The organism is Serratia sp. (in: enterobacteria), from assembly GCF_051654945.1.
Classification (GTDB): domain Bacteria; phylum Pseudomonadota; class Gammaproteobacteria; order Enterobacterales; family Enterobacteriaceae; genus Chania.
On record NZ_JBOFZA010000081.1, the window covers coordinates 152,562 to 168,945 of the forward strand.

Sequence of the window (16,384 nt, forward strand, 5' to 3'; positions counted from 1 at the left end):
CATTTTAGTATCTGTGGGTTGGCAAACTGGCATACAAGCTGCTAGTGAGTTGTAAAATAGCCACGAAAACTTCAACAGGCGTCCGCGCAGCACGTTTGCCCCAATGGTGGAATGTGCTGCCCGGGCGTCTTTTTTATGGCTGGCGTTGCCGATTACAGGTTTTTCCGATGGCTTCTTTTTGTCGATCGCTTAGGCTAATGCCTCAGGTTGCATTATGCTGTGCGACAGTTTTTTTCTACCGGCCGGAACGGTAGCGTCAACGAGGTGAGTTTGCCATGCGGCAAGGAAGACGGAAGGCAAACGTAGTTATGACAAAGGTTATGCGGCAAAAGGTGTCACAGTTGTTATCCAGCACGCGCTTGCTCGGGCTATTGGCCTTGCCAGTAATGGCGTTTAACGCCCAGGCGGAAGCACCGCCGGCAGTGGCGCAAAGCGCAGCAGAAGCTACGGTGGACGCTCCCTCGGAAGGGACGAGCGTGATTGACGATCTGGCTAAAGCGCCACCGGTTGCGACAGCAGAGGTTCAGAAGGAAGCTCCGCCGGTAAAAGTGGCACCAGCTCAGGAGGAAGTACTGCCGGTAGCAGCAATACCCGCTCAGAAAGACGCGCCAACGGTAGTAGAAGCCCAGACGGTAACGCCAGCGGCAGAGGCTGAGGCAATTGCCCCGCCAGCGGTAGCCAATGCGGCAGATATCCCAGTGCCAGCACCCGTGGCAGAAACTCCGGTTGCAGAGGTCAGTGAAGTAAAGGCCAAGCCAAACCCGGCACAAGACCTGCCGGAACTGGGCAGCGCTGGCGTCAACGATGCCGAACGGGAAAAAGAGTGGGCTACGCGGGCGAAAAAGCTGGCAGAGCAGAATCTTAACCAGCTATCCAGCGAGCGGGCGCGCGCCGGTACCAAAGATTATCTGACCAACCAGGCCAGCTCGGCCCTACAGCAGCAGACTGAGGAGCTACTTTCGCCACTGGGTACCGCCAAACTGTCGCTGGCGGTTACGCCCGAAGGCGATTTCACCGGCAGCAGTGGCCAGTTGTTCAGCCCGCTGTATGACGTGGATGGTCTGCTGACATACAGCCAGGTGGGGTATCTGCAAAAGGCCAACGGCTCACAAGGTAATTTTGGCCTGGGGCAGCGCTGGGTGGTAGGGGATTGGCTGCTGGGCTATAACTCCGTGCTCGACAGTGATTTCCAGAGTCAGCATAACCGCGGCAGCATCGGTGCCGAAGCCTGGGGGGATTATCTCCGCTTGTCGGCCAACTATTACCATCCGCTGTCGTCGTTTACCCAACAGGCCAATAATGCCGTGTTCCTTGGCCGTCCGGCGCGCGGCTACGACATTACCACCCAAGGCTATCTGCCTTTTTATCGCCAGCTTGGTGCATCACTGAGCTATGAACAGTATCGCGGCGCCAGCGTCGATCTGTTAGGCAATGGCAATAAACAAACCGATCCCAGCGCGATGCAGGTGGGGCTCAACTATACGCCGGTTCCTTTGGTCACGGTCAAAGCCCTGCACAAACTGGATAATGCAGGCGACACTCAGGACAAAGTCGAACTGGCGATGAGTTACCGCCTGGGGGTGCCGCTGATCAAGCAGATCTCCCCTTATTATGTGGAGCAGGCCAAATCGTTGCGCGGTAGCCGCTACGATAGCATCGAGCGTAATAATGTGCCGGTGCTGGAGTTCCGCGAAAGCAAGACGCTGCAGGTGTTTCTGGCAACGCCGTCATGGAACCTGAATGCCGGGGAAACGCTGCCGTTGGTGCTGGAAATCAAAGCGGCCAACAAGATCGCTGCGGTTAACTGGCAAGGGGATACTCAGGCCGTCAGCCTGACGCCGCCAGCCAACAGCAACGATCCACAGGGTTGGACCTTGACGGTGCCAGCATGGGATGAGACGCCAGGAGCCAGTAATCACTACCAACTGTCCGTCACCCTTGAGGATGAAAAGCAGCAGAAAGCCACCTCTAACTGGATCACGCTACAGGTTGCCGCTCCGTTGAGCTTGTCTGTCGAAGGGGAACCTGGGTTACCGCCGCCGCAAACCTTACAGCCACCGGCCATCCCGGCGGTTACCGGGCCGTTGCACCCGCAGGGCAACTAATCTTTTTTATTGCCCAACACCCAGACGGCGGCTTCGACCCGGGATTTCAGTTTCATCTTCTTCAGCAGATGTTTTACATGCACTTTGACGGTACTTTCAGTGATTGTCAGCTTGCGGGCGATCATCTTGTTTGGCAGCCCCTGTGCGATCAGCTTGAGGATGTCGCGCTCGCGCGGGGTTAGCTGCTGGATGTCGCGTTCTGTTGCCGGGCGGTTTTCCCGCAGGCTGGCAGCCAGCACTGGGGTGAGCGCTTCGCTCAGCACCATTTGCCCTGCCGCTGCCTGATGCAGCGCCTTGAGTAACTCTTCTGGCTCCATATCCTTGAGCAGATAGCCATCGGCACCGCGTTTTAACGCGTTCACCACGTCGTCTTCATGGTTGGAAACGCTGAACACCACCACGCGGCCGGAAAGGGCGGTCTGACGCAGACGATCCAACGTTTCCAGGCCGTTCATGCCGGGCATATTCAGATCCAGCAGGATCAGGTCAGGATCGTGCTGTTCCGCCAGTTCCACGCCTTGCTCACCGTTGCTGGCTTCGGCAATGACTTGCAGTTGCGGATCCATGCTAATCAGCTGTTTGACGCCGTTACGCAACATGGGGTGGTCGTCAATCAGCAGTATGGTGGCAGCTTCTTCGGTCGTCATACTCTTTCCTTATTCGATAGCTGGGTTATCCGGGCGGAACGTCACCCGGACTTCGGTGCCGCCGCCGCTACACGGCAAGATTTCGCACTGGCCGTGCAGGCTTTTGGCGCGATCGCGCATGATGATCAGGCCATAGTGATCGGGTCGTTCGCTGATATCCGGCAGGCCACGACCATTATCACTGACGCTCAGGCTGACTTCGCCCTGTTGGTGCATTACGCGGATAGTCACCTGGCTAGCCTGCGCATGTTGGTGAATATTGCTCAGCGCCTCGCGCGTGATTTGCAGCAGGTGGATCGCCTGATAAGCCGGTACGCTACGCGGGCCCAACTGATAATCCAGCTCGATGGCAATCCCCAGCCGCTGATTGAATTCTTGTACCGTAGACTGTAACGCCGCCAGCAGGCCGGGTTCGGTCAGGCGCAGGCGGAAGGTCGTCAGCAGTTCACGCAACTGCCGATAGGCAGTATTGATCTCTTCCCGCATCTGCTGCACCAACGCCAGGCTGGCCGGAGGGAGTTCCTCTCCTTGCATTTGCAGGCAACTGGTCTGCATCTTCAGACAGGTGAGGGATTGAGCGATGGAGTCGTGCAGCTCGCGGGCAATCGCGGCGCGTTCCTCCATCAACATCAACTGCTGCTGGTGGTCAACCTGGCGCTCTATCGCCAGTACGCTGGTCAACTGTTCTACCAGAGTATTCAGCAATTGGCATTGCTCATCGCTTAACCGCTGGTCTGGCGCGTGTTGAGCGACAACGACGCCATAATTGCCCAGTTGGTCACTCAGGCTCCAGCTAAGCGAAGGATGCCCCTGATGATGGGGCTGATGCTCACTCAAGCAGGCGCTGCACACCGGGTTATGACAATACTCCGGTCTTAACGGCTGGTTACCGCTCAGCTGCAAAAACTGCTCCTGGCTATTATTTTCATACAGCCGTACCTGGATGCTGTGCAGCGGCGTCAGCGTCGATAACTGGTTGAGGATCGGCGTCAGGCGGCTACAGATCGGCTCGCTGGTGTGCAACTGGCGGCTGGTACGATACAGGAAGCTCAGCATCTGGTTTTTCTGTTGCAGGTCGGCGGTTTTTTCCGCGACGCGCTGTTCCAACCTGGCGTACATGGTGGAAAGCTCATCGGACATGGTATTCAGCGCGGCACCCAGGGAAGACATCTCATCCTGATGCCCACGTTGGGCGAAGCGGCTGCTGAAATCGCCGCGTCCCACCGCCAGCGCCATGGCCACCAACTGACGCCACGGGTGCAATAAACGGCGGCGCAGGTAGCAGATGGTGCCCACCAGCAGCAACAGCGTCAGGGCAATAAAGCCCCCCTGAACCAGCGTCACCATCAGCAGACGCCGTTCGGTCTGGTGATCGATATCGGAAACCAGCTTGTCCAGCAGGCTGACAAAGTGGGCTACCTGAGGAGCCGCATCGGCAGGGCGTTGCGCCTGTCGCAGTCGTGGTTGCAGCTGGTTGAGCCAATAATCACGTAATGTCCGTAACTGCGGGGTCAGCCCTTCGCGCTCCAGCGCCTGCTGCAAGTCGCGGCTGGTTTCATCCTGATCCAGGCCCAGCATCAGGATGTCGCTGTGGGCATCCAGAGGCACCTGAGACAGCAGACGGTAACTCTGCATGCGCAACGAACCCGCTTTGTTGATGGCATGCGCGTTGCCCTGAATGCTTTGCGACATCCAGGCAGAAGTACTCATTCCGGCGATACCCAGCACCCCCAGCAGTAGCATAAGCAGAGCTACCTGGTTAACGATGGAAAGCGGAGCCAGCAAGCGTTTCATCGAATACGCATCCCCATACAGCAGCGCAAACCGGAGGGGGAATTACCAGCCACTCCGGCGGCCAAATGACGTCAATAGCCGCCATTTTTCCTTATCCCCCGGCATAACCCCATACCCCTAACGAAGTACCCCTTAGTTTCCGGCTGCTTGCCTATCAGCCAAACCTTAAGCGTTGCTGAGGTATAAGCTGCTGAATAGCAATAGATTAGCTGGCCTTGATGGGCTACTCACTAAGGGATGTATGAGGTTTTTCCGCTGTGGGTTACCTGCTTGCTGGTTGATTTGCATCAACTTTACCGCTTGCGGGGATCATCTAGGGTGGGCGCAATTATCACTGTGTTTCTGAGGTTATTATGTCGCAATCTGCAACGCCTTTAACAAGAAAAACAGGTGCGGTTATTCAGGACTGGCAACCTGAGAACAGCGAGTTCTGGCAGCAAAGCGGGCATCGCATTGCTCGCCGCAACCTGTGGATCTCCATACCTTGCCTGTTGCTCGCCTTCTGTGTCTGGATGCTGTTCAGCGCGGTGGCGGTCAATCTCAATAAGGTGGGCTTTAATTTTACTACCGATCAACTGTTCCTGCTGACCGCATTACCCTCGGTTTCCGGTGCTATCCTGCGCGTGCCTTACTCCTTTGTGATCCCGATGTTTGGTGGCCGTCGTTGGACAGCCATCAGCACCTGTTTCCTGCTGGTACCCTGCCTGTGGTTGGGCTATGCGGTGCAGGATCCGACCACCTCGTTTAACGTCTTTATTATTATTGCGTTGCTGTGCGGTTTTGCCGGGGCCAACTTTGCTTCCAGCATGGCAAACATCAGCTTCTTCTTCCCGAAAGCGAAGCAGGGCGGTGCACTGGGTCTGAATGGTGGTCTGGGAAATCTGGGCGTCAGCGTGATGCAACTGGTGGCTCCGTTAGCCATCTCGCTCGCCATGTTTGGTTTCCTGGGCGGCACCGGCCAAGTACAGCCGGACGGTAGCCAACTGTGGTTGGAGAACGCCGCCTGGATTTGGGTGCCTTTCCTGCTGGTAGCGACGCTGGCGGCCTGGTTCGGCATGAACGACTTGGCAGCCTCCAAGGCGTCTTTACGCCAACAGTTGCCGGTACTGAAACGAGGTCACCTGTGGGTGCTGAGCCTGCTGTATCTGGCGACCTTTGGCTCTTTTATCGGCTTTTCGGCCGGTTTTGCCATGCTGGCGAAAACCCAGTTCCCGGACGTGGTGATCCTGCATTACGCCTTCTTCGGGCCGTTCCTTGGGGCGCTGGCTCGTCCGGTGGGCGGGGCGCTTTCCGATCGCTTTGGCGGTATTCGGGTAACGCTGCTTAACTTTATCGTCATGGCCATTTTCGCTGCCTTGTTATTCCTGACTTTGCCGGGAAGCGCGCATCAAGGCTCGTTTATCGCCTTCTATGGCGTGTTCATGGTGTTGTTCCTCACTGCCGGATTGGGTAGTGGTTCAACCTTCCAGATGATTGCCGTGATATTCCGCAAGATCACCGTGGACAGAGTAAAAGCTGAAGGGGGAAGCGATGAGTTGGCGCAGCGCGAGGCGGTCACTGATTCGGCAGCCGCTTTGGGCTTCATTTCGGCGATTGGTGCGGCAGGGGGGTTCTTTATTCCCAAGGCGTTTGGTACTTCGCTGGCCTTGACGGGCTCACCGGCCGGGGCGATGAAGATCTTCCTGGTGTTTTATATTCTGTGTGTTGTGGTGACCTGGGGCGTTTACGGTCGTAAAAAAGCGTCACGTTAATGTCCTCTAACACTCCCTGGCTTGCCGGGGAGTGTTTTCTTCTTTGAACTCTTCAGGGTATTTTATTGGTAATTCAGGGGCGAGCCTTTTTGGTGTGATATTTTCACTGTTATCCATAATGCGGTTTCATTACATGGATATCCTCCAGTAACCAACCTCTTCTTTTCAAAATCCTGGTTATTATAAACAACCGATTGCAGGATAAATCTCTGCATTTTTAGGGGTACAATCTTATCCGATGAGTGACCAGACGTGTTTTTCCCTGATCGGGAAAGTGGGCGCACCATTTTTCAGCACCATAGAAAAAGAAAACGCCCAAGGTCTGCTGCCAGCTGATTTATGTCTGCGTCAAGCAACAGGTTAACGTGTGAAATGTGCCCGCTGGGCGGGTTTCATGATTTCATCTGGCGCTGAAAAAATGTGCTTCTGGTTATTTTATTGATTACTATCATTGAGTTGTGATTTTGTTTTTCTGCGCATCGTAAAAAACAGACGCTTTTTACAGCATAAATTTTTGCGTGTCGATTAGGCAAAAAATCAAAATCTAAAACGGTGAAATTGATGATTTTAATTAAGGTGAAATATAAAGAAAATTTAGCCGTTAGAGTTTATATTTAATGCCTTGAACATTTTTTCATACTTCTATACAAAGAAGACTTTGTGAATTCATAAAGGGAATGAAAAATGAGCGCTGAAAGGGAAATAAAAATCAAAAATCTTGAGGTGATCATACCCAATAGAAAAAACACCCGGTTACGTTGGAAAGAGTTTCAGATACTTTCTCTGCTGGTTAACCGATCGCCAGAGTTGGTGAGCCGTGCGGAAATTATAGAGAATATCTGGAAGGGCACCTATTGCTCAGACTCTACAATAAATCAAACGATTAAGTCTATTCGCCAAAAAATTGGTGATGCTGAGCATACCCTGATCAGAACTATTCCTCGCCTTGGTTATAAGGTGGATAATAAAACGATTTTTCATTTTAAATCTGAAACGGAGCCTGCCTTGCCTGCGGGCACCATTTTTTCAGAAAATCACGGTAAAGGTATTAATAAGGAGTCGTGCGCAAATGAAGATAATGACGCTGTCGAAGCGGATGAAATTTACCAGAGAGAGGCTGAAATTGTCGATAACATCACGGTTGCGGAAAGTTATCCATCACTAAAGCCGACATTAAACCGCACGGGGCAACGGGCGCAGGTGATCCGCAGGAACAGAATAGTGAACTATTTGGCGGTATTTATTTCGTTGCTGACGGTATCGCTATTGTCCTATGCGTTAGGCAGCCGAGCCAAGCCAGCCATGCAGCATGAGCGGGTAAACAATGCCCGTCTGGTACTGTCATTGGATCTGCGCACCAGTGCCCGGCCACAGGCGTTGAACTGTATCTATCAGGAGGGGCAGGGCAAGGAAATCAGGGTGAGCTGCCGTGCTCCTTAACCGTTTTCACCTGTACCTCTTTAAGTTATGAGCCTTCAAAAGAGTAAGTTGAACACGTAATTTCATGTTAGCTTGGCTTTATAATTACCGAAAAATACTATTTTATTATTTGTTATTTGAATCCTCAAGATGAATTGCCCAGTCTAGCCACGACCCTTTGCCGTATTTTTCATGTGGAAAAATAGAGTAGGGAAACTGACTGGGTGGTAAATAATGGGTAAACGCACAATAGCTATTATCGGTGGCTCTGGTTTTATTGGCACGCGCCTGGTGAAACGCCTGAGTACCCGTAGTGATTTGGCACTGAAGATCATCGACCTCAAAGAGAGCCAACGCTTTGCTCAGTGGTACCACTATGCTGATGTGACTCAGCCAGAAAGCCTGCGACAGGCGCTGGCAGGTTGCGATGCCGTGATCAATCTGGCGGCTACGCATCGGGATAAAAGGAGGTCCCGCTCGCTTGATCGTCAGGTCAGTGTCGAAGGCGCGCGCACTCTGTGCAATGTCGCTGTCGAGTTGGCAATCAAGCAAATCGTGTTCACTTCGTCGGTGGCCGTCTATGGTGTAGTGGAGCAGGAAACCGGGGAGGAGGGTTCTCTTGTTCCTGCCGATCGTTTCGGCAAGTCAAAACGGCAGGCGGAGTTGATTTATCAAGCTTGGCGTCACGCGGGTGCGGGTAACAAGCTGACGATTATTCGCCCAACGCCCGTGTTTGGCGAAGGCGATCGTGGCCATTTTTATCATCTGTGCCGCCGGATCGCCAGCGGCCGTTACGTCATGATCGGCGACGGTAACAACAGGCAGTCGATGGCCTATGTTGAAAATATCGCGGCTCACCTGGAGTATGTGCTCGATCGGCAGGCCGATTACCAGATCAGCAACTATGCCGATAAGCCGGACCTCACCATGAACCAGCTTATTGAGGGCGTGGCCACCGCTCTCGGTCGAGAAGACAGGTTTATTCATATCCCCTATTGGCCAGGGATGTGCGGTGTGGCACTGCTTGATTTAGCCGGTAAGGTCAGCCGCCATAAATTTGCCATCAGCCGCGCCAAGGTACAAAAGTTTTGTGCCACGGCCCAGTTTACCTCCAATGGACCGTCACATTTTGTCGCCCCCGTCGAACTCAGCCTGGCGATTGAGCAAACGGTAAGGCACGAATTTAGCTGAGGTTCAAAGCCGTTTGTACGGTGCTTTTCCTGCACTACCCCCAAATATCTGTCGCCTGTTTTTCAGCAGGCGTTTTTTGGCTTAAATCTATTATTTTTGTTTAAATACAGTACGATAGCGTAATTTTAACCTATCATCCTTTAGTGGTATTTCCAGCATTCCCCGCTCTTTCCCTCCCTGATTCCCTTGATCGCAATCAAGTTACGCCCTGCTGGGCATTAGTAGCCTGACCGCAGATTGAGCAATGTCACTTGGCAACTTCTTACAACGATAATAGCCTTCAGGAGAACTCCGGATGAGCAAATTTCTAGATCGGTTCCGCTACTTCAAGCAGTTGGCCGAACCCTTCTCTGGCGGTCACGGTCAAACGCTGAACACCAACCGTGATTGGGAAGACGGCTACCGCAGCCGCTGGCAGCACGACAAAGTGGTGCGTTCAACCCATGGCGTGAACTGTACCGGCTCCTGTAGCTGGAAAATCTATGTGAAAAACGGTCTGGTTACCTGGGAAACCCAGCAGACCGACTATCCACGCACCCGCCCGGATTTGCCAAACCATGAGCCCCGTGGCTGCCCACGCGGTGCCAGCTATTCCTGGTATCTCTACAGCGCCAACCGCCTGAAATACCCGTTGATGCGCAAACGTCTGATCAAGCTGTGGCGTGAGGCGAAGGCCCTGCACAGCGATCCGGTGGATGCCTGGGGCTCGATCGTTTCCGACCCGGAAAAGGCCAAAAGCTACAAGGTGGCCCGTGGCCGTGGCGGTTTTGTCCGTTCCAGTTGGCAGGAGGTGAATGAACTGATTGCCGCCTCCAACGTCTATACCGCCAAGACCTTTGGCCCGGACCGCATTATCGGTTTCTCACCCATCCCGGCGATGTCGATGGTGTCTTATGCCGCGGGTGCCCGTTACCTATCGCTGATTGGCGGCACCTGTCTTAGCTTCTACGACTGGTACTGCGATTTGCCACCGGCCTCGCCGATGACCTGGGGCGAACAGACCGACGTGCCGGAATCCGCTGACTGGTATAACTCGTCGTATATCATTGCCTGGGGTTCTAACGTGCCGCAAACGCGTACCCCGGATGCCCACTTCTTCACCGAGGTGCGCTACAAAGGCACCAAAACCGTTGCGGTGACGCCAGACTACGCGGAAGTGGCCAAGCTGTGCGACCAGTGGCTGAACCCTAAACAGGGTACCGATAGCGCCATGGCGCTGGCGATGGGCCACGTGATGCTCAAAGAGTTCCATCTGGATCGTGAAGTGGGTTATTTCCGTGATTACGTGCGCCGCTACACCGACATGCCGATGCTGGTGCTGTTGGAGCCGCGTACTGAAGGTTATTACGCCGCTGGCCGCCTGCTGCGCGCCGCCGATTTGGTTGACGGTCTAGGCCAGGAAAACAACCCAGAGTGGAAAACCGTGGCGCTGGATCAAACCAGCGGCGAACTGGTGGCTCCACAAGGCTCCATCGGTTTCCGTTGGGGCGAGAAGGGTAAATGGAACCTGGAGCAGCGCGAAGGGAAAGCCCAACAGGATGTGGAACTGCAGCTCAGCCTGTTAGGCAGCCATGATGAGGTGGTCGACGTTGGCTTCCCTTACTTTGGCGGTGCCGAAAGCGAGCATTTCAACAGCGTGGCGCTAGACGAAATCCTGCTGCACAAGCTGCCGGTCAAACGCCTGCAGCTGGCGGATGGCAGCCAGGCGCTGGTCACCAGCGTCTACGACCTGACTTTGGCGAACTACGGGCTGGATCGCGGTCTGAATGATGCCAACTGTGCGAACAGCTATGACGAAGTCAAAGCCTATACGCCAGCCTGGGCAGAGCAGATCACCGGCGTATCTCGCCATAACATCACCCGCATTGCGCGGGAGTTTGCTGAAAACGCCGAGAAAACGCACGGCCGTTCGATGATTATCGTTGGTGCCGGTGTCAACCACTGGTATCACATGGACATGACCTACCGCGGGCTGATCAATATGCTGATCTTCTGCGGTTGCGTTGGGCAAAGCGGCGGCGGCTGGGCGCACTATGTTGGCCAGGAAAAACTGCGCCCGCAAACCGGTTGGATGCCGCTGGCGTTTGGCCTGGACTGGCAACGCCCGGCGCGCCATATGAACAGTACCTCGTTCTTCTACAACCACTCCAGCCAATGGCGCTACGAGACGGTCGGTACCGAAGAGCTGTTGTCCCCGATGGCGGACAAGAGCCAGTTTGCTGGCAGCCTGATCGACCTTAACGTGCGTGCCGAGCGCATGGGCTGGTTGCCATCGGCGCCACAGTTGGACACCAACCCGCTGCATCTGGCCGCGCAGGCCAAAGCCGCTGGTCAGACGCCGGTAGATTTCACCGTGGAGAGCCTGAAACAGGGCAGCCTGCGCTTTGCCGCCGAACAGCCGGACAACCCGCAGAACTTCCCGCGTAACCTGTTCGTCTGGCGCTCCAACCTGCTGGGTTCCTCCGGCAAGGGGCATGAATACATGCTCAAATACCTGTTGGGGACCGAGAACGGCATCCAGGGCCAGGATCTGGGCCAGCAGGGCGGTGTGAAACCACAGGAAGTCGAATGGTTGGATAATGGCGGCGAAGGTAAGTTGGACTTGGTGGTGACGCTCGATTTCCGCATGTCCAGCACCTGCCTGTATTCCGACATCGTGCTGCCTACCGCGACCTGGTACGAGAAAGACGATATGAATACTTCGGATATGCATCCGTTTATTCATCCGCTGTCTGCGGCTGTCGATCCTGCCTGGGATTCCAAGAGTGATTGGGAGATCTACAAGGGCATCGCCAAAGCGTTCTCCGAGGTGTGCGTTGGCCACCTGGGTCAGGAAACCGACATTGTCACGTTGCCGATCCAGCATGATTCCGCCGCCGAACTGGCGCAGCCCTATGGCGTGAAGGACTGGAAGAAAGGCGAGTGCGATCTGATCCCGGGGAAAACCGCGCCACACATCATGGTGGTTGAACGTGATTACCCTGCGACTTACGAGCGCTTTACCTCGCTCGGCCCGCAGTTGGACAAGCTGGGCAACGGCGGTAAGGGCATCAGTTGGAATACCCAGACCGAAGTCGACTTCCTGAAAAAGCTCAACTATGTGAAGGCAGATGGCCCGGCTGCCGGACGGCCGAAGATCGAAACGGCCATCGATGCGGCGGAGGTGATCCTCTCGCTGGCACCGGAAACCAATGGGCAGGTGGCGGTGAAAGCCTGGCAGGCACTGAGCCACATTACCGGGCGCGATCACACCCATCTGGCGCTGAACAAGGAAGACGAGAAGATCCGCTTCCGCGATATTCAGGCCCAACCGCGCAAGATCATCTCCAGCCCGACCTGGTCTGGCCTGGAAGATGAACACGTCTCTTACAACGCCTGCTACACCAACGTGCATGAGCTGATCCCATGGCGTACCCTGAGCGGCCGTCAACAGCTGTATCAGGATCACGAGTGGATGCGTGCCTTCGGTGAAAGCCTGCTGGTTTATCGCCCGCCGATCGACACCCGTGCCGCACAGCCGTTGCTGAATAAAAAACCGAACGGCAACAAAGAAAAAGCGCTGAACTTCCTGACGCCGCACCAGAAGTGGGGTATCCACTCCACTTACAGCGACAACCTATTGATGCTGACCCTGTCACGCGGTGGGCCGATTGTCTGGTTAAGTGAGGACGATGCCAAAGATCTGGGCATCGAGGACAACGACTGGATCGAGGCCTTTAACGCCAACGGGGCGCTCACCGCACGTGCGGTGGTCAGCCAGCGTATCCCATCGGGTATGACCATGATGTACCACGCGCAGGAACGCATTGTGAACATTCCAGGCTCGGAAATCACCAGCCAGCGCGGCGGGATCCACAACTCGGTGACCCGCGTGTGTCCGAAACCGACCCACATGATCGGCGGCTATGCGCAACTGGCCTACGGCTTTAACTACTACGGCACCGTTGGCTCTAACCGCGATGAGTTTGTGGTGGTCCGTAAAATGGACCAGATCGATTGGTTAGACGGTGAAGGTAACGACTACGCACAAGGCAGCCAGCAGGAGAAAGCCAAATGAAAATTCGTTCGCAAGTTGGCATGGTGCTGAATCTGGACAAGTGCATCGGTTGCCATACCTGTTCGGTGACCTGTAAGAACGTCTGGACCAGCCGTGAAGGGATGGAATACGCCTGGTTCAACAACGTGGAAAGCAAGCCGGGCATCGGCTACCCGAACGCCTGGGAAGATCAGGATAAGTGGAAGGGCGGCTGGATACGCAAAATCAACGGCAAACTGGAGCCACGCATGGGTAACCGTGTTGGCCTGCTGTCGAAGATTTTTGCCAACCCGGACGTGCCTGCGCTGGATGATTATTACGAGCCGTTCGATTACGACTATCAGCATCTGCATACCGCGCCAGAGGGCAAGCATCAGCCGATCGCCCGCCCGCGCTCGCTGATCACCGGCCAGCGGATGAAGAAGATTGAAAACGGCCCGAACTGGGAAGAGATCCTCGGCGGCGAGTTCGACAAGCGTGCCAAGGACAAAAACTTCGACAACATGCAGAAGGCGATGTACGGCCAGTTCGAAAACACCTTCATGATGTATCTGCCACGCCTGTGCGAGCACTGCCTGAACCCGGCCTGCGTGGCGACTTGCCCAAGCGGCGCGATCTATAAGCGCGGCGAAGACGGCATTGTGCTGATCGATCAGGATAAATGCCGTGGCTGGCGGATGTGCCTGACCGGCTGCCCGTACAAGAAAATCTACTTCAACTGGAAGAGCGGCAAATCCGAGAAGTGCATCTTCTGCTATCCAAGGATTGAGGCAGGTCAGCCTACCGTCTGTTCGGAAACCTGTGTGGGGCGTATCCGTTACCTCGGTGTGCTGCTCTACGATGCCGATCGCATTGAACAAGCGGCCGCTACCGAGCACGAACAAGACCTGTATCAGAGCCAGATGGACATCTTCCTCGATCCGCACGACCCGGCGGTGATTGAGCAGGCGCTGAAAGACGGTATCCCGCAAGGGGTGATAGAAGCCGCGCAGCAGTCGCCGGTGTATAAAATGGCGATCGACTGGAAGCTGGCGCTGCCGCTGCACCCGGAGTATCGCACCTTACCGATGGTATGGTACGTGCCGCCGTTGTCACCGATCCAGTCAGCCGCCGATGCCGGTGAACTGGCCCATAGCGGCGTGCTGCCTGACGTTGAAAGCTTGCGCATTCCGGTGCAATACCTGGCGAATCTGTTGACCGCCGGGGATACCGCGCCGGTGCTGTTGGCACTGAAACGCATGTTGGCGATGCGCCACTACAAGCGGGCAGAAACCGTTGATGGCGTGGTGGATACCAGCGCGCTGGAGCAGGTTGGGCTGACCGAGGTGCAGGCACAGGAGATGTATCGTTATCTGGCGATCGCCAACTACGAAGATCGGTTTGTGGTGCCTTCCAGCCATCGTGAACTGGCGCGTGAAGCCTTCCCGGAAAGCAAAGGCTGTGGTTTCAGCTTTGGCGACGGCTGCCACGGTAGCGACAGCAAGTTCAACCTGTTTAACAGCCGCCGCATCGATGCCATCGACGTGACGCAGAAAACCCCGCGCAAGGAGGATGCCTCATGATCGCTCTGCGAATTATTGCCCGCCTGCTGGATTATCCCGATCGGGCGTTGTTTGACCATCAGCAAGAACTGGTGGAAGCCCTGGAGCCGGCGTGTGAACTGGATCTGCATCAGAGCGCCCAGTTGATCCTGTTTATTCGCCGCTTCTGCGGCCGCCCGCTGCTGGACGTGCAGGCGGAGTATTGCGAGCTGTTCGATCGTGGCCGTGCGACCTCATTGTTGCTGTTTGAGCACGTTCACGGTGAATCCCGCGATCGCGGCCAGGCGATGGTCGATTTGATGGAGCAATACCGTGCCGCCGGGTTGGAGATCGACAGTCGCGAACTCCCCGACTTTCTGCCGCTGTACCTGGAGTACCTGGCCAGCCGTAATAAAGTGGAAGCGCAGGGGGGATTGCAGGATATTACGCCAATCCTGGCCTTGCTGGGCGCTCGTTTGCAGCAACGCCAAAGCCCGTATGCGGTGCTGTTCGATCTGCTGCTGGCGCTGTCCGGCACCGCAGTCACCAGCACCAGCCTGGAGGCGCAGGTGGCTGGTGAGGCCAGAGACGATACGCCACAGGCACTGGATGCCGTCTGGGAAGAGGAGCAAGTCAAGTTCCTGGGCGAACAGGGGTGTGCTTCGGCGCAGCAAACCGCTCACCAGCGGCGCTTTGCGGGCGCGGTAGCGCCACAGTATCTGGATGTGGGCTCGATGACCACGGCAACCAAAGGACGCTAATCATGCACTTTCTGACGCTTTTCTTCTTCGATATCTATCCGTATATCGCCGGGGCCGTCTTCCTGATCGGCAGTTGGTTACGCTACGACTACGGGCAATACACCTGGCGTGCCGGTTCCAGCCAGATGCTGGATAAAAAGGGCATGCGCCTGGCCTCCAACCTGTTCCATATCGGCATCCTGGGCATTTTTGCCGGGCATTTCCTTGGCATGCTGACGCCGCACTGGATGTATGAATCCTTCCTGCCGATGGCGGTGAAGCAGAAAATGGCAATGTTTGCCGGTGGGGCCTGTGGCGTGATGATGTTGGTAGGGGGCGTGCTGTTATTGAAACGCCGCTTGACCAACCAGCGCATTCGCGCCACCAGCAGCGCAGGGGATATCCTGATCCTGACGTTGCTGGTCGTGCAGGTCTGCCTGGGGCTGTTGACCATTCCGTTCTCTGCCCAACATATGGACGGCAGCGAGATGCTGAAGCTGGTGGCCTGGGCGCAAGCGGTGGTCACTTTCCATGGTGGGGCGGCTCAGCATCTGGAAGGGGTCGCACTGATATTCAAAATCCATATCGTGCTCGGCATGACGTTGTTCCTGATATTCCCGTTCTGCCGTTTGGTGCATATCTGGAGCGTGCCGGTGGAATATCTGACTCGTCGCTACCAACTGGTGCGTAACCGCCGTTAATTCCCCCGCATTATCGAGCGGCAAGGTCCGATGGACATTGCCGCTACTCTGTTATTTTTCCTCATTATTTTCCCCTCGCTCCAACCTTCTCCCCGAATAGATCTTAGCCATCGTATGTACATCCACAAGGTAGAGGGAGCTAGCCCTGAGCCGCAATCAGGTACAGGTATTAAACTGTGGCACGCGCAGTCCCCTCTCCCTGTGGGAGAGGGCTAGGGTGAGGGGCTGCTTTGACCAGTCTTAGCCCCATATGACACGACAAAGCGCTTATTCTTATAGATCTCTTTTCGGCGTTGATTTACGCTGTGCCATTGGGTTAACAGCATGCTTTACCCGGTTAGTTAAGCGAACGGAATCAATCAGTAAAAATTCCTGTTAGGATTTTCATTATGCTGATGTTAAATAAAGGCTGGATCAACAATAGCGTTAAGGTTCTCATTAATTACGCTGGATGCTAGCCAAACGAGTTAGGGATAAGCA

The 16,384-nt window shown here is 55.3% G+C and carries 10 protein-coding genes; 8 read left to right on the forward strand and 2 right to left on the reverse strand.

The window, feature by feature from the left end; translation table 11 throughout:
• The first annotated feature begins 308 nt into the window (after positions 1 to 308).
• Positions 309 to 2,105: a YchO/YchP family invasin gene (locus ACRDCA_RS17095; RefSeq protein ID WP_438690611.1), complete on the forward strand. Its 1,797-nt coding sequence runs from the start codon at positions 309 to 311 to the stop codon at positions 2,103 to 2,105.
• Here ACRDCA_RS17095 and narL read toward each other — a convergent pair.
• Positions 2,102 to 2,752, reverse strand: coding sequence for a two-component system response regulator NarL (gene narL, locus ACRDCA_RS17100; protein ID WP_438690612.1), 651 nt, complete (start codon positions 2,750 to 2,752; stop codon positions 2,102 to 2,104). The genes ACRDCA_RS17095 and narL overlap by 4 nt on opposite strands.
• 9 nt (positions 2,753 to 2,761) lie before the next feature.
• Complete coding sequence (gene narX, locus ACRDCA_RS17105; protein WP_438690613.1) at positions 2,762 to 4,546, reverse strand: nitrate/nitrite two-component system sensor histidine kinase NarX; 1,785 nt, start codon at positions 4,544 to 4,546, stop codon at positions 2,762 to 2,764.
• 353 nt (positions 4,547 to 4,899) lie between these two features.
• Here narX and ACRDCA_RS17110 point away from each other — a divergent pair, with 353 nt between their 5' ends.
• The 7 genes from ACRDCA_RS17110 (at position 4,900) to narI (ending at position 15,904) form a co-directional block, all read left to right on the forward strand.
• Positions 4,900 to 6,297: a NarK family nitrate/nitrite MFS transporter gene (locus ACRDCA_RS17110; RefSeq protein ID WP_438690614.1), complete on the forward strand. Its 1,398-nt coding sequence runs from the start codon at positions 4,900 to 4,902 to the stop codon at positions 6,295 to 6,297.
• Positions 6,298 to 6,981: 684 nt separating this feature from the next.
• Positions 6,982 to 7,737 (forward strand): winged helix-turn-helix domain-containing protein, encoded by a 756-nt coding sequence (locus tag ACRDCA_RS17115; protein ID WP_438690615.1) that lies wholly within the window; start codon positions 6,982 to 6,984, stop codon positions 7,735 to 7,737.
• A gap of 213 nt (positions 7,738 to 7,950) precedes the next feature.
• Positions 7,951 to 8,907: an NAD-dependent epimerase/dehydratase family protein gene (locus ACRDCA_RS17120; protein WP_438690616.1), complete on the forward strand. Its 957-nt coding sequence runs from the start codon at positions 7,951 to 7,953 to the stop codon at positions 8,905 to 8,907.
• A 295-nt stretch (positions 8,908 to 9,202) separates the two neighbouring features.
• On the forward strand, positions 9,203 to 12,964 hold the full coding sequence (locus ACRDCA_RS17125; RefSeq protein WP_438690617.1) for a nitrate reductase subunit alpha: 3,762 nt from the start codon (positions 9,203 to 9,205) through the stop codon (positions 12,962 to 12,964).
• Positions 12,961 to 14,505: a nitrate reductase subunit beta gene (gene narH / locus ACRDCA_RS17130; protein ID WP_438690618.1), complete on the forward strand. Its 1,545-nt coding sequence runs from the start codon at positions 12,961 to 12,963 to the stop codon at positions 14,503 to 14,505. Before ACRDCA_RS17125 ends, narH begins: the two co-directional genes overlap by 4 nt.
• Positions 14,502 to 15,224 (forward strand): nitrate reductase molybdenum cofactor assembly chaperone, encoded by a 723-nt coding sequence (narJ, locus tag ACRDCA_RS17135; protein ID WP_438690619.1) that lies wholly within the window; start codon positions 14,502 to 14,504, stop codon positions 15,222 to 15,224. The genes narH and narJ overlap by 4 nt, the downstream gene beginning before the upstream one ends.
• Positions 15,225 to 15,226: 2 nt before the next feature.
• Complete coding sequence (narI, locus tag ACRDCA_RS17140; protein WP_438690620.1) at positions 15,227 to 15,904, forward strand: respiratory nitrate reductase subunit gamma; 678 nt, start codon at positions 15,227 to 15,229, stop codon at positions 15,902 to 15,904.
• Positions 15,905 to 16,384: the final 480 nt, after the last annotated feature.